Raw genomic sequence first — 14415 nt, 5'->3', positions numbered from 1 at the left:
TCCTAAATCATTTCTTTCTTATCTCATTCGGGACGGTTGGGTTTCCGCTTTGCCATTTCCCACTAAAGATAATTTTACGGTCTTTTGCAATGAGAACACCAAATCCGTCTTGTTCTCCATCTTTCCATTGACCTACATATTTTTTTCCATCCCAATAAATCTTGGACCCGAAACCGTTTTTACAATTTCCGTCGCATTTTCCCTTAAGGAAAAAAAAGTAACACAACGAAACTGCGATTGTTAAGATTAGAACGGCGATTGTAAGTTTCACTTTAATTGAATTAGATTCGATTCTTATCATATAAATTCTTTAGCCTGGTTCAAAATAATTGAAACGTAATTTGTAGAATCGGAATGAGTATCGAAGCGTATCCAATCGCTAATATCCATTTTCGATTCTTAAAACAAAAAAACACCAATTTCTGAAATTGGTTTCTCGCTTCCGATCGATTTATATCTTCATTTCCATCGAATCCTTGTTCGTCGGTGGATCGGCCCCTTCTCCCTTTTCTTACCTCAGATTGTATTTCCGAATTTGCTAATTCGGGACCGAGCCAGAGAAGTTTCTGTCTCTCGAAGGGTTTTCCAAAAACAGAATCGGGTATGTGATTTTTAAGCGAATATTCAACGATTGAATTTTGACAGTCCGAACAACCGTTGATGTGCATCTTTAAAAAAAAAGGTATTTCATTTAGAGTAAGGTAATCACTTACATTCAAATTCTTACAAATTTGCATAATCAAACATTTAGATAGAAGTAAACTTAAGTCCATTATTGAAATTAAATACAAATAAGTCAAAAAGTTTACAATTTGAAAAACGGCTGGGCATATTATTTTGCAATCCCCCCAAAAATCATTAATTTTTCAAATCGATGATTCGAAGAATCGATGATTCGAATTTTATCCCACGTAGAAAACTAAGTTTATCTATCTCTTCTTTTTCTTAACCGGAGATTTTTTCTTCACAGCTGACTTCTTCTTAGGAGCGGTTTTCTTGGAAACAGTTTTCTTTTTTGTGCTCGCTTGTTTCTTGGGACCGATGGTTTTGGAACTCCGAATTTCCGATTCCTGTTTTACGGTCTCCGCTTTTTTGGGAATCGGTTTCGGATCCTTATTCTCCTCCGCCGTAATGAGATCAAAAAGACATTCAATTCCGAGCGGACCCATAAACAAATTGAGATGTCCCGCTTCCGGAAGTTCCACGTCGTCGAAATGTCCAAGACGAGAATTCTCCGAAGGAATTATGATCTGGTCCTTTTTCGAAAATACCGATTGCACGTTAGGCAACTTCTCGAAAATTTCCACGGCTTCCCGAATAAATTTTGAGCCGGGCATCATCTGCCAAGCGCAGATAAAAATCGGAGCGATATATGCGAGATAGGTTCCGTGAACGGGGGTTCCCGCGATAAAGATTTTTTTCACTCGATCTCTTCCCTTGTAAGTAAGACCGGATGCGATCAGTCCTCCCATCGAATGACCTACGATATAACAGTCCTTGATATCCTTCTGAACCAAATAATCTTCCAAGATCTGACTCTTACTTCGGATGTTTCCCATTTGAAAACCGAGAGGTACTGCGTAAACGGGATGCCCGTTCTCTATGAGATGTTTCCGCATCGGATCCCAGGAAAGAGTTCTTCCTAAAAAGCCGGAAACCAAAACCACCGGACGTTTATCCCCTTCGGGAGAATCCTCTAATTCGGTAAAAATCCCCAAGATCGCGTGCCAAAGATAAAGAATCGTATACCCTATCTCGGCTAAGAATTGAAGAATAGGATTGCGGACGGAACGATTGTCGGAAACGTAAGCGAGATGATCATTCATGGGTTGCTCCCGGTGGATTCCGGTTTTAGGTATTATTTTACCCTTCGCCAAGGCTGAAAATCAAAAAACGGATGAGGGAATTTTTCCGGGGGACGCCCCGGAAATCGGGAGATTCTTTTATTCTTTCTTAAACTTCAAGGAAGCGGAATTGATACAATACCTAAGTCCGGTCGGCCTTGGTCCGTCAGGAAATACGTGTCCAAGATGTCCTCCACACTTAGCGCAGACCACTTCGGTTCTTGTCATTCCGTGACTCGAATCCGTTTCTTTTTCAACGGCTTCTTCTTTTGTAGGTTGGTAAAAAGAAGGCCATCCGGATCCGGATTCGTATTTTGTTTCCGATGAGAAGAGAGCAGATCCGCAAGCGGCGCAGAGATAGGTTCCTCTATCGTGATTATTGTAAAGGGCGCCGGTGAACGCCATCTCGGTTCCCTTTTGTCTTAGGATTTTATATTGTTCAGGAGTGAGTTCTTTTTTCCATTCTTCTTCCGATTTGTTTACTTCGTATTTCATCTTTCCTCCTTTTTTCTTTTCCTTATCGTCTCCGTCCACGGGGCCGCAATTCGCGATCAACAATAACACAGAAACGAGCGTCAGTAAAATTTTCTTTTCCATACACGGAGATTCGTTCTGAATGTTGGACTGGTTACTGATTGGAATGGATTTCTCAAAAAGAGAATTTGAATTTCTTTAGAGAATTCTATATTCTTCGACGATTTCTCGTAGGGAATCTTCCATTTCTCGGATATATCGAAGTTCCAGGGTCATTCTCCACATCGTCACCGAACCGTGATAAGCCATCAACATTCTTCTCGCGACGTATTGAATGTCCATACTTCGTTTGAGTTGGCCGGAGCCGATCGCCTTTTGTAGATAATCGCTGATCATCCTCGTCCATTTTGTGACGATGTCTTTTAAGAATTCCGTATATTCCGGATCCGCATCCATCACCTGGCTCGCAAATCCCGCAAATGGACAGCCGAAGAATTCTCCGTGACGAATTTGTTTTTCTTTTAAGATCACCCACGCTCTTAAGAATTCAGCGAGGTCCGGATAACGATCCATCAATCCCTGAAGATCGCTGAGAGTTTTTTCTTCCTGACGAGCCAAATAGGCAAGGCCTAATTCTTTTTTGGATGGATAATGATCGTAAAGACTCGCGGCAACGGAATTGGACTCTTGAATTATCTGTCTCATTCCGGTGTTGGAAAACCCTTGTCTGTAAAAAAGAGAGGTCGCGGTATCCAATATTCTTTCCCGAACGCCGATTCCGGATTCTTTCTTTTTGCGCGGTTGAGTTTTCATATTTAAAGGTATTATTCCGAGATTCTTACATAACTATCTTCCTACCCGAAAAAACTCTTGTCAATGAATTTGAAAAGCCTTCTATAAAAAAACAGAACGAACGTTCTGTATTTTTTTGTTTGATCAAATTTTAGGCCGGTCTAAAATTAGGTCAGAATCTTCCGGAGGCACGCTGAGGTGAATGCAATTTCGCTCCCTATGGGTCGCGAAATAAGGTCAGATTCTCGACAAAGAAAAAGGGAGGGACGAAATGATCACAGATGAAATTCAACTCGTGACGCGCATTTCCGACCTGGATACTCAGAGACACGTGACCAGCAGGACTTACGAAAATTTCTGTCTTGAAGGCAGATTTCGAGCTCTGGAAAAAAACGGCTTTTCTTTGAGGGAAATACTCTCTCAAGGAATTGCAATCCATCCCCTCGAATCTCAGATTCGATTCTTAGCTCAGCAAATGGAAGGAGCCAACCTTAGAACGGAAACGAAGGCTTTCCCCTTAAAAGAAGGAAAAATTTTCTGGGATCAAAAAGTTTATTCCGACTCCGGAACCCCTGCTGCGGAAATCAAAACTCTCACCGTTTCCGATAAGAATGGAAAACCGATTGATCTAATTTCCGGTGAAAAATCGGAGATTTCCGGTTTTGATCAGTTTCCACAGATTCCTGATTTTAAAGGGACTTGCAAAACGGTGGATACGGAATTGATCACTCTCTATAGCGAGAGAAATATTTTCGGGGAATACAACCCCGCGTATCTTTGGAGAATCGTCGAGGATTCTCGATGGTTTTTTTCCACTCAAACCGGTCTGACCTTGGATCGTTTTGTGGAAATGGATACAACGATGTTTTTTATGGGAGGAGTTTTTCGATTCTTCCATCCCGTTCCCGCGGGAAGAAAAGTTCGGGTAAGCACTTGGATTCATTCCTTTGAAAAGATCCGGAGTTATATGAGACACGAGGTTACGGACGTGGAAAACGGTCTGCGATATTTCGCGGTGCAGGACGAGCAGTTGGTCGTCTCACTTTCGAAATCGAGACCGAAAAAAGCCCCCGAAGAATTCCAAAGATTGGTCGGGGAGTATGTTGAGAATTATGAATATTCTCAAAAATGAATATAGGATTGATTGATTAAGAATTTGAAGTCTGGAGAAAGAAAATGAAATTAGCAAAGCCATTGGCTATTTGTACACCAAGAAGAACTCCTTTTGCTCAGATCGCGAAAGCCCTCGGACCATATCCTGGACACCACCTGGGAAAAATAGTCGCAGAAGACATTCTCGCGAAAAGCAAACTCAAACCGTCTCAAATCGACGGAGTTGTTGTTGGAGAAGGATTTAGCAACGCGCCTAACTCAGCAAGAGTGATCGCGAACCTCGTCGGAATGAGAGACGAGATCGCTTGTATCACAGTTGCAAACAACTGCGTTTCCGGAATGGAAGCGGTTGCGGAAGCGGCTCGTAGAATCGTTTTAGGCGAAGGCGAAGTGTTCCTCGCGATCGGCGAAGAATCTCAAACTTCCATGCCTTTTATCGTTAAGAACGCTCGTTTAAACAAAAAAGCGGGATCTCTGGATAAGTTGAAAAAACTTCTTCCGGACAATCTTCCCGAAGGTGTGGAACTGAGAGACACTCTGGAAGACGGACTCGGAGACGGGGAAACTTCTTACGGTATGCAAGTTACCGCAGAGATCGTAGCGCAAAACTACGGACTTTCTCGTGAAATCCAAGATAAACTCGCTTTCGAATCTTTCAAAAGAGCATTAGAAGCTTCTAAAGCTGGAAGATATGCTCCGTACATCATTCCTATGAAAGACGAAGACGGAAACGAACTCGCGATCGACGAAGCGGTCGGACTCCGTGAAGGTTTAGTGGAAAACCCAACTCGTATGGGACGCGCGATGCTGATGTTTGATAACCCAGGAATGAAATTCGAAGAATTCAAAACGAAATACGCTAAAGATTTGAAAAAATCCCACGGCCCTACCGTTTCCATCTTCAACGCAAGCCCTCGTTCCGATGGAGCCGCTGGTGTAATCGTTACCACTGTTGAAAAAGCAAAAGAACTCGGTCTTACCATCGAAGCTGTCGTTTCCGGTTGGAACATGAAAGGAGTTCATCCGAACAACATGGGAATCGGACAAGCTGCGGCTACCGAAGCCCTTCTCGCCGACGTCGGTCTCAAAATTCAAGACATCGACTACGTCGAAATCCACGAAGCATTCGCTGCAACCGCAGTAGGGGCTCTTGAACAAATTAAAATGGACACCGGTTGGGATTGGGAGAAATCTTTCGACGCAAAGAAGATCAACCCGAACGGAGGATCCATCGCGATCGGCCACCCTTTTGGAGCGACTGGAATCCGTTTGATCGCAAACGCGATCATGGACCTAAAAGAAGATCCGTCAGCGAATAAAGTTGTGATCACAGCGTGTGCTCACGGTGGAATCGCCGGATCCATGTTGATCGAAAGATACAAAGGTTGATATTAGTTTAGAATTTTATAAACTACTCAAGCTTTTACAGACCTTCTTTTCGAAAACGAAAGAACTAAAAAAAGGCCCCGAGCGATCGGGGCTTTTTTTACGTGTTTATTCCCGTTTTTCCAAATCTACTCGAGCAACTTAGATTAAGCGAAGAATTTTACTCTTCCTTTATTCCATGCGCATTCTTCAAATACGATCTGAAGGATTTTCTTAAATTGAAACTCTGATCGAATATCCGATTAGGTCGAGGAGAATGATTCAAAAACAAAGAATTCAATTCGGAGAAATTTCTTTGATCCTTGAGAGAAATCTGTCGGAACTACGACAACTCTTCCGTGAAAGTCGCGCGCCCCGCCCGAATTTCGGGTGGTGGGGAGCGGTGGCGGGAAAATTCCGGAGACTTTCCTATATCACAAAATTCTAATTTCGCAAGAAAAAATTTTCGTGTAGGAACTCCTATAAAAAGCGTTCTGGATCCTTTCCCTTTTTAAATTCTTAGGAAAAGACTATCTCCAAGAAAAAGGTTTTTCGCAACGTTAAGAGCTACTGCTCTATGCAGAGAAGGTTAATGGCTGTATTGCAACTTGTAAAAGCGCTCCCTTTGACATTTGTAACCGTAGTCCCGTTTGCAAGTCCAGACGATCCATTGGAAACCCCATTTGCATCCGTCCAAGAAGTGGTGGCTCCTCCGCAAGCATCGTTCAAAGACCAATTTGTTGCACTTGCAGGCACGAAACCCGACCAATAAGAAGCGGCCGCAGCCTGGACCACAGTAGGAATCGTAGCGATTAAAGAATTCGCATTTGTTGTAAAGACCAAGGTAGCCTGGTCTACGCGGTAATAATTCTTGCTCGCTTGTAAAACCCAATTCGTCGTTCCAGGCGCGGGATTGTCCGGACAATTCGTGGCATTATCGTTAAAACACGCATAACGAACCCCGTTTGCACCGGAGTTTCCCGTAATAAACGCCTTATAGGTTCCGGAGGCCGGCTTGTTCGCATCAGCCGCGCACTTTGCATCGGCTCCGTTTATACCGCCCAAGTTACCGTTAAACGTTGCGGCCGTAACAAAGACGCGTAACTTCGCATCAGATGCCGTCGTAGTTCCGGTACCGGCAGTCGTAGCAACGACACCCGCACCCAAAAGGAGAAGAAAAGCCGGATCCTCCTTCTTCTCTTCCGGTTTGCATTGAAAGGAAGAAACGGAAAGAATGAAGACAAAGGAAAGGAAAAACGTTAGTTGTTTATGTGAGCTAAATTTCATATTTGAAAATTGGTTATATAAACAAAAAGTGTGTCAATTCAAATTATAGAAAAATACAACAATTTATAGATTTGTTTAACAATTCTACAAGAAGTGAAAAAGACAAAAACCCGTCCTTTCGTTGTTAGGCGATTCGATCTTTTTTTGAAAGAAAAAGCCCGGAAAAAGGAGAATTCGTTTCCTGATTGGATCAATGAATCGGTTCCTCGTTTTATAATACGACTTTCTTACCTTTGTTTTCTTCTTGCGAATTCTTTAAGTAAGAGCACCGTATCCGGCATGCCGAACGTATTTCTCCAACCTGAAAAGGGGATTTTTCTAAATTCTGTCACTTCTACCAATTCGCTTATCAAAAGTGAGGAGTTCCCACACGGAACTTGGATCGTCGCCGAAGAGCAAACGGCGGGACGGGGAAGGAGGGAAAGAAAATGGGAAGTTTTAGGGGAAGAATCCTTGATCTTTTCCGGAAAAATCGGCCTGGAAAACTTTGACGGAGGACCGGGACTTTCTCTTTTTATCGGAACCGCAGTTTGCAAAGCCATTCTTTCCATCTATCCTGAATTGGCGAGAGAACTGAAAATCAAATGGCCGAACGATCTTTATCTCGGTAACAAGAAAGTTGCAGGAATTCTAATAGAGTCCGAGGTCATCGGCTCTACAGTCACTCTCATTATCGGAATTGGAATCAATCTTTATGGAAAGAAGGAAGCGATTCCACCTCACCTTACCGAAGCGGGTTTTCTCAATACGAATCCGAATCGGGCCGGCAAAAAAAACGAAATCATAGAAAAGCTCATTCCCACTTTGAACGAAGCGATCCTTCTCTGGAAGGATTCGGAAGGGAGAAAAAAGGAACTGATTTTATTAAACGAACTCCTTCTTTGGAAAGGACAATCGGTAAGTTATAAAGAGAATGGAAGTTCTCAAACGGCGATTTTAGAAGGTCTGGGAGAAAACGGTTCTCTGATTCTAAAAACTCCGTCGGGAACCCGTCTGGATTTCATTGACAGTCCGGACGATTTCCATTCTCTAAACTAAAATGCTCCTAGTTGTCGACGTCGGAAACACAAATACGGTCTTCGGAATCTTTGAAAACGGAAAGACCTCTCCTCTTTTTCACAAAAGAACCGTCACTCGAAAAGACAGAACCTCGGACGAACTTGGATTGTTCTTTCGAGGTTTTTTACGGGAATTTAAGATCGAAAACGAGGCGATCACGGGCGGAATTTATTCGAGCGTGGTTCCCACCCTCAACCCCATCTTAGATAGAATGTTTCAAGATTGGTTTAAGATTGACGCGGTTCACGTAAACTACCAGATGAAACTTCCTTTTACGATTTCCTATCCGAGACCTTATGAAATCGGAGCCGATCGTCTGGTCAATGCGGCCGCGGCGGTCGTAGATAATCCCGGAAAATCCATCATCATCGATTTAGGAACCGCCACTACGTTTTGTGTGGTAAGCGATAAGCCGGAATACTTGGGCGGTGTTATCGCCCCCGGTCTCAAAGTTTCCATGGACGCTCTCACAAAAAATACGTCTCAACTTCCTCCGATCGTTTTCCAATCTCCGGAAAAAATTTTAGGGGATTCTACGATCGAATCGATCCAAGCCGGATTCTTTTTTGGATGGATCGGGCTCTTGGAAGGAATCATTCGTGAAATCAAACGCGACAAAGGACAAGATTATCGAGTGATCGGAACGGGCGGACTTGTGACCGTGATCGACGCCGCACATCCGGGCATTTTTGATAGCATCGATCCTCTTTTGACTCTCAGAGGTTTGCAGATTCTTCATCAGATGAACTCGTGATCGTTTTAGTAAAGAATTGAATTCTTAAAAAGATTTTTTGCAAATTGGAAAGAAAGAATCTTCTTTTCGGGTTCTTAAATTCTTATATGAGAATTTTGAAAATGACCCAAAACCCCGAATGTGGGAACTCCCGCGTTTCTATTCCGAACTTACAGGATGTTATCGAGGGGCTTCTTTTAGAATTGAGAACATTATTTTAAAAATCAAATTCGACAAAAAGAAGAATCGAATTCGTTCTTGTCTCTTAAGAATTTGACTTCAACTTTCGTACTAAGATGTTCAATCTTTTTAAATCCAAAGAACCTTCGGTCCCCGTAAAAGACCAGATCTGGATCTCGCGAGAAGCGAAACTGGACAGATGTCGCCGCGTCCTTCGCAGGAATCAAAACCATCTCTTTCTTTTTTGGTTTGTAGAATCTTTGGAAGAATTTCGATCCGCCCTTGGTTTAGAGAAAAACTCACCAAACATAGCGTATGCGAATGAAATTTCGTTCGTTGATCTTCAAGAACGATCTCTGATTTTCTGCGAACACTATCCGCTTCGAAAGACGGAACAGGCTTTATTTTTAAAACTTCAACTCAAGGAAGCTACCGTTTTTTCATCGTTAGACGAAGAGCTGTTTCGAACCCTCGGTGGAGAAAACATCGCAGAAGTAATGAAAAAATTTCGCGTCAATAACGATGCGATTTCTCATCCAATGATCAGCGCTTCGATTCGGCGCGCCCAGGAGAAATTCGAAAAAAAAGTTCCTCTCGAACAAAGAATAGATTCTTCCCAAAAGGATTGGTTTTCTGCGAATCTTCGTCCGTAAATGGAACAAACTGGATTCTATCTTTTTTCGAACTTTCATTCCGATCAAAAAGATTTCAACAACCGTCCGGGCATAAACCTTACCCACAAGTTGTCTGAGTCGGACGAAAATCCGTCGGAACTACGACGCCCCACCGTGAAACTCGCGCGCCCCACCCAAATTTCGGGTGGTGGGGTGGGTGGCGGAAAATTCCAGAAACTTTCCTCTATCATAAAATCAAACTTTTCGCAAGAAAAAATTCTCATGTAGGAATTCCTACAAAATACCTTTTCTTAGGACGATTCTCATTGTATCCACCTCTCAACTTGTGTGTAAGTTTATGCCTCGGAGTAAGGCCCTCCGAATTTCGATTTTTCCTATAGGCAAAATTTTAACTCAGCAAAACTTCGAATGCGAAAGATTGTCCGCGTCAAATCCGCTTTGTAGAATCGGACCTCTTCCTCATCCGAAGTTTTCTCGAAACTCAAAAGGCCTTCTTTTCTTTTAACCAAGATAAAATTTCACGATCAAAGGCTTCCGGCTCTTCAAACTGAGGAGTGTGACCGCTCTTTTCAAAAAATTGAATCTTCAGATCTTCGAAAAGAGGAAGAATCGGATCCCAGAGATATGCAGGAGGCATCAGATAATCGTATCTTCCGAGCGCAAGATAAACGGGCATTTTGATCTTCTCTATACCGGGTTTAATGTCGATGTCCCGGAAAACTTCTCCCCAAACATGATCGAACATTGACGTATTGATTTCCATACCTTCCCAAAGTTGACTCGAATCATATTTGAAATCGTACCAGCTCTTGGCTGCGGAAAATATATTAAATAACTTGAATGCATTCTTCGGATCGCTCGCGATTGCTTCCGGCAATCTGGACATTCTTTCCTCTAAATATTTCTTTCGATCTTCGGACGCATTCTCTTGAAAATGAGACGCTATGAGTTCATGACTTTTTTTCGATAAATCGGGAGTCAGACACATCAACACCAGATGGCTCACATTCTCCGGATATCTTTTAGCATATTCGAGCGCCATATAACCATGTCCGGAATGGCCGACTAAGACGATTCGATCTAGACCGAGCTCCTTTCGGACGAGTTCCATGTCTTCCAAGATGATATCTAAAGAAAAGTCCTCCTTTTTTGCGGAGGTACTTCCACCGGCATAACCTCTGTGATCGACAAAGATCATGCGACAATTTTTTCGAATTTCTTTGGAAAACGTTCGATCGTAGTAAAGAGCGCTTCCGATCACGAATACATCGGGCCCCTTCCCTTCCACGATGTATCGTAGATTCCATTCTTTTGATTTTACAAAGCCTTGAAGTGAATTTTTTTTCATAACGTTATGTGTTTTGTCTTTTCAAATTACATTTTTGGAGCTCGTTTTCTTTAAAACTACTTTTCGAAAGGAAAGAATGGATTCCTCAATTTTTTATCCGTCCTTTTCGATTGAATCAAAATTATTTTTACAATCAAACACAATAGAATTTTAATTTCTAAGATCGGATTTGATTCTTGTCATTCAAAAACGGAGGCCTCCGTTCATTTTGATTCTTTTCGATTTACCAAAACGGAATTGACAGAGAATTTCTTGAATTTAAAAGTTTAAAGGGTTTCCAGGAACTTTTTATGAAAAATTTCGTGATTCTTATTTTAATGATTTGTTGTAGCAGTATGATCATCGGCAAAGGAAAAACTACATTAAAACCTCGGAATTCGATCTCCAATCGCCTGATCGATTACGATCAATTTCAGAAAACCGTAAACTCTTCCGCACAAGAAAGGGAGACAAAACGACTCACGGAAGAAGAATTCCTAACTATGATTTCCGAAAAGGACGTGATTCTTTTGGATGCGAGGAGCGAATCCAGATTCAAACTCAGACATATCAAAGGCGCCATCAATCTACCCTTTACCGAGTTTACGAAAGAATCCCTTGCGGAAATCGTTCCCAGTTTCGAAACGAAAATTTTGATCTACTGCAATAATAACTTTGAAGGTAGTCCGCAAGCATTCGCCGCAAAAAGCCCGGCCGCTTCCTTGAATCTTTCCACCTTTGTTTCTCTAAAAGTTTACGGTTACAAGAATATCTACGAACTCGGTCCATTGTTGGACGTTGAAAAGACGAAACTCCCGTTCGAAGGATCCGAAGTTCAATAGGAGAGGGACGTGAAGGAAAGTTTCATTTCCGTTTTTTGCTCCGGTGTTTTTTTGAGCCGACTTCTTGGATTCGTCTTTCGAAGTTTGACCCGGCTCCGCAGAAGTCCTTAAATCATAATTTGCTTTCAGTTCAGAGTGCCTTTGTCGGAACTCCGACAATCTTTCTGTGAATGTCGCGCGCCCCGCCCGATTTTCGGGTGGTGGGGTGGGTGGCGGGAAAAATCCGCAGACTTTCCTCTATCACAAAAACGTTCATCTGACAATGAGATTTTTCAATTCGAAAATTTGTAGGAACTCCGACAAAACCCATTCTCGAAACGTTTTCGTCGAGGTCCCTCTTTCTGAAAGATAAGGATCTAAATCGGCATTCTTCAAAATGACCATCACTCCTGTGAAAAAAGGAGAAAACCTTTTTTAGCTCTTTGAGTAGGAGTGATTCTTGATTCTGAGACCGATTAAGAAGAAAAAATCTCCTAAACTCCCGATTCTAAACGATAAATTTATGCACGGATATACGAAAAATAGAAAAAAACGAACGCCACTTTTCTATTTTGAAATTCGAAACAACGGGCTCGAACTCATGGAAAGTCCGACGTAAGCGGCGGCGACCGCGTCCCAAGAATCGTCGTGTCCTTTTAAAAGATCTATGTTCAGGAGGAGTTTGAGCGCGTGGCGAATCTGTTTTTTGTCCGCGGTTCCGCTTCCGGTAGTTCCTTTTTTGATCTGGGAAACGGTTGGTTCTAAAATTTGAATATTCTTTTCCGCTAATGTGATTAGAAGAACTCCTCTGGACTCAAAAACTCGGGACGCCGTCTTCTTATTTTTTGCGAAAAACATTTCTTCGACCGAAGCGATCGTGGGATTAAACTTCTCCAAAACTTCGTCGAGTCCTTTTTTTAAAAGAAGAAGATTTTCCGGACTCGGAGTTCCCGAAGGAACTTCGACGGTTCCATAAGTTAGAATTCGAATCTGAGAGGAAACTTTTTCCAATACCGCATAACCGGCTCTATGCGAACCGGGATCGATTCCGATGATTCTCACTGTATGTTTTCCGAAAAAAAGATCGTTTTTTTGAGAAGGGAGTTCGATTCTTCTCTTCCTTCAAAAGTAAGAAAGAGAAGAATTTTGGAATTCAACAAAGAATCATTCAAATTCTTTTTCGAGAGAAGGCGCGAGTTCGAAGTTGGACGTCACCGAAGTAACGTCGTCGTGGCCGTCCAATTGATCGATCAGTTTCATCACTTTTTCCGCCGTTTCTTTGTCGGCGATCTCGGAACTGACCAGCGCTATATAACGGATTTCTGATTCTTCCGATTTAAGTCCCTTTTCGTTCAAAGCGTGCATAACGGCTTCATAATCGTCGGGAGCCGTGATTACCCGAAAAACTTCTCCTTCGTTGACCACGTCTTCCGCGCCAGCTCCTACGGCAAGATCCACAAGCTCGTCTTCGCTAATCTGAGAAGATTCTAAAACGATCACTCCCTTTTTTTCAAAGAGCCTGCTCACGGAACCGGAAGTCGCAAGAGACCCTCCGAGTTTTGTGAGAATACTTTTCACTTCGGGAGTGGTTCTCGACTTCTTATCGGTGACGGCGGAAACCATAATCGCAATCCCACCCGGACCGAAACACTCATAGAGACATTCCTCGTAGGTAACGCCTTCTAAGTCTCCCGTCCCTTTTTTGATCGCCCTTTCTATATTGTCTTTGGGCATGTTCACTGACTTGGCCTTCAAGACCGCGAGTCTGAGTCTTGGATTCCCCTCCGGATCTCCTCCGCCCATTCTTGCCGCGACTGTGATTTCTTTTCCTACTCTAGTAAATATGGCTCCACGTTTTGAATCGATCGCGTCTTTCTTACGTTTGATCGTCGCCCATTTCGAATGTCCGGACATGCTTTCCTATCCCCTAAGATTTGCTTTTTGATGACTGGAATCAAACGAAGTTGATTCAGGATGATACTTTCCAGAAATCAAAAAAAAGACATTCTGTCCATCCTTTTCAGAAATGAATTCGTTCGGAAAGAAGATCGTAAAATTCTTTTCTTTCTCCATTCCCCTGCTTGAATAGACAAATGGACTCATTTTCAACGGATTCTAAAAAGAATCTTCTTCCATTTCTTTTCGGAAAAAATCTCCTCGCGAGAGCTCTGGCGTTCTTTCTCTTTGTGCAATTTTTTATTGTCTGTGATCGAAGCCAAAACCAAGAGCAAAAGGAAATTCTCCTCAATCTCATCGGGAACTTTCAGGTCGACCTCCAAAAAAATCTGCAGACTGCGATTCAAAAACAGGGAGTTTTAGGCGCTCTCGAAGTTTGCAGAACGATCTCTCCTCAGAAAGAAAAAGATCTAAGGGAAGAATTTCCTGCGATGAGAATTCGGAGAGTTTCCGAAAAACCTAGAAACCCGGATCACAAACCGGAAGAATGGGAAGCTCGCATTTTTAACGAATGGGCCGAGGCTAGCAAAACTGGAATGGCTCCTTACACCGTAATCCTCAACGAGAGCAATCAAGTTAGAATCCTCAAACCGATCGTCTTGGAAAATCCGACCTGTCTTAAATGTCACGGAGGCCCGAAAGATATCAGCCCGGCGGTTGCAAAAAGAATCGCCGAACTCTATCCGAATGACCATGCTACCGGATACAAACTCGGGGATCTTAGAGGCGCCTTTTCCGCGACTTGGTGATCGTTTTCCGAAGTTTTATCTATATTCTATTTTTAGAATATTCTGAAATGTGAAAATTTCTACGGATCCGGAAATTTCAT

15 protein-coding genes are annotated in these 14415 nt (G+C 42.7%); 7 read left to right on the top strand and 8 right to left on the bottom strand.

All coding sequences use genetic code 11. The features are described from left to right. Positions 1 to 7: 7 nt before the first annotated feature. The 4 genes from JWG45_RS22105 to JWG45_RS04240 form a co-directional block, all read right to left on the bottom strand. The gene (locus tag JWG45_RS22105; protein WP_232380511.1) at positions 8 to 301 is read right to left on the bottom strand and encodes a membrane-binding protein; all 294 of its coding nucleotides are present in this window, start codon (positions 299 to 301) and stop codon (positions 8 to 10) included. A gap of 628 nt (positions 302 to 929) precedes the next feature. Continuing rightward, positions 930 to 1826: an esterase/lipase family protein gene (locus JWG45_RS04250; RefSeq protein ID WP_205278538.1), complete on the bottom strand. Its 897-nt coding sequence runs from the start codon at positions 1824 to 1826 to the stop codon at positions 930 to 932. 117 nt (positions 1827 to 1943) lie between these two features. Beyond that, a complete protein-coding gene (gene msrB / locus JWG45_RS04245) occupies positions 1944 to 2339 on the bottom strand; it encodes a peptide-methionine (R)-S-oxide reductase MsrB (RefSeq protein WP_205278559.1) in 396 nt (131 codons plus the stop codon). A 177-nt stretch (positions 2340 to 2516) separates the two neighbouring features. Next, positions 2517 to 3131 carry a TetR/AcrR family transcriptional regulator gene (locus tag JWG45_RS04240; RefSeq protein ID WP_205278537.1) on the bottom strand — a complete coding sequence of 205 codons (615 nt, stop codon included), beginning with the start codon at positions 3129 to 3131 and terminating at the stop codon, positions 2517 to 2519. A 250-nt stretch (positions 3132 to 3381) separates the two neighbouring features. Between JWG45_RS04240 and JWG45_RS04235 the strand changes: the two genes are divergently transcribed. Further along, positions 3382 to 4242 carry an acyl-CoA thioesterase gene (locus JWG45_RS04235; RefSeq protein WP_205278536.1) on the top strand — a complete coding sequence of 287 codons (861 nt, stop codon included), beginning with the start codon at positions 3382 to 3384 and terminating at the stop codon, positions 4240 to 4242. Between the two features lie 44 nt (positions 4243 to 4286). Further along, positions 4287 to 5612: a thiolase family protein gene (locus JWG45_RS04230; RefSeq protein ID WP_205278535.1), complete on the top strand. Its 1326-nt coding sequence runs from the start codon at positions 4287 to 4289 to the stop codon at positions 5610 to 5612. A gap of 543 nt (positions 5613 to 6155) precedes the next feature. Here the strand turns inward: JWG45_RS04230 and JWG45_RS04225 are convergent. Then, positions 6156 to 6875 carry a DUF1554 domain-containing protein gene (locus JWG45_RS04225; RefSeq protein WP_205278534.1) on the bottom strand — a complete coding sequence of 240 codons (720 nt, stop codon included), beginning with the start codon at positions 6873 to 6875 and terminating at the stop codon, positions 6156 to 6158. Between the two features lie 279 nt (positions 6876 to 7154). Here JWG45_RS04225 and JWG45_RS04220 point away from each other — a divergent pair, with 279 nt between their 5' ends. The 3 genes from JWG45_RS04220 (at position 7155) to JWG45_RS04210 (ending at position 9500) form a co-directional block, all read left to right on the top strand. Continuing rightward, positions 7155 to 7913: a biotin--[acetyl-CoA-carboxylase] ligase gene (locus JWG45_RS04220; protein WP_205278558.1), complete on the top strand. Its 759-nt coding sequence runs from the start codon at positions 7155 to 7157 to the stop codon at positions 7911 to 7913. Between the two features lies 1 nt (position 7914). Then, entirely contained in the window at positions 7915 to 8688 is a 774-nt protein-coding gene (locus JWG45_RS04215; protein ID WP_205278533.1) for a type III pantothenate kinase, read from the top strand. 275 nt (positions 8689 to 8963) lie between these two features. Further along, positions 8964 to 9500, top strand: a complete 537-nt coding sequence (locus tag JWG45_RS04210; protein ID WP_205278532.1) for a hypothetical protein — start codon at positions 8964 to 8966, stop codon at positions 9498 to 9500. Positions 9501 to 9963: 463 nt separating this feature from the next. Here the strand turns inward: JWG45_RS04210 and JWG45_RS04205 are convergent, their stop codons facing one another. Continuing rightward, on the bottom strand, positions 9964 to 10830 hold the full coding sequence (locus tag JWG45_RS04205; RefSeq protein ID WP_205278531.1) for an alpha/beta fold hydrolase: 867 nt from the start codon (positions 10828 to 10830) through the stop codon (positions 9964 to 9966). Positions 10831 to 11165: 335 nt separating this feature from the next. On the opposite strand from JWG45_RS04205, the gene JWG45_RS04200 reads away from it, so the two are divergent. Next, positions 11166 to 11651, top strand: a complete 486-nt coding sequence (locus JWG45_RS04200) for a rhodanese-like domain-containing protein (RefSeq protein WP_408611597.1) — start codon at positions 11166 to 11168, stop codon at positions 11649 to 11651. A gap of 546 nt (positions 11652 to 12197) precedes the next feature. Here the strand turns inward: JWG45_RS04200 and JWG45_RS04195 are convergent. Continuing rightward, positions 12198 to 12692: a crossover junction endodeoxyribonuclease RuvC gene (locus JWG45_RS04195; RefSeq protein WP_205278529.1), complete on the bottom strand. Its 495-nt coding sequence runs from the start codon at positions 12690 to 12692 to the stop codon at positions 12198 to 12200. Between the two features lie 102 nt (positions 12693 to 12794). After that, complete coding sequence (locus JWG45_RS04190; RefSeq protein WP_118970549.1) at positions 12795 to 13544, bottom strand: YebC/PmpR family DNA-binding transcriptional regulator; 750 nt, start codon at positions 13542 to 13544, stop codon at positions 12795 to 12797. A gap of 179 nt (positions 13545 to 13723) precedes the next feature. On the opposite strand from JWG45_RS04190, the gene JWG45_RS04185 reads away from it, so the two are divergent. After that, on the top strand, positions 13724 to 14335 hold the full coding sequence (locus tag JWG45_RS04185; RefSeq protein ID WP_205278528.1) for a Tll0287-like domain-containing protein: 612 nt from the start codon (positions 13724 to 13726) through the stop codon (positions 14333 to 14335). Positions 14336 to 14415: the final 80 nt, after the last annotated feature.

Origin of the sequence: Leptospira ainlahdjerensis, assembly GCF_016919175.1 — a bacterium.
Taxonomy (GTDB): Bacteria; Spirochaetota; Leptospiria; order Leptospirales; family Leptospiraceae; genus Leptospira; species Leptospira ainlahdjerensis.
The sequence above is the reverse complement of the archived record's forward strand: the minus strand, read 5'-3'. Positions and strand labels throughout refer to the sequence as shown.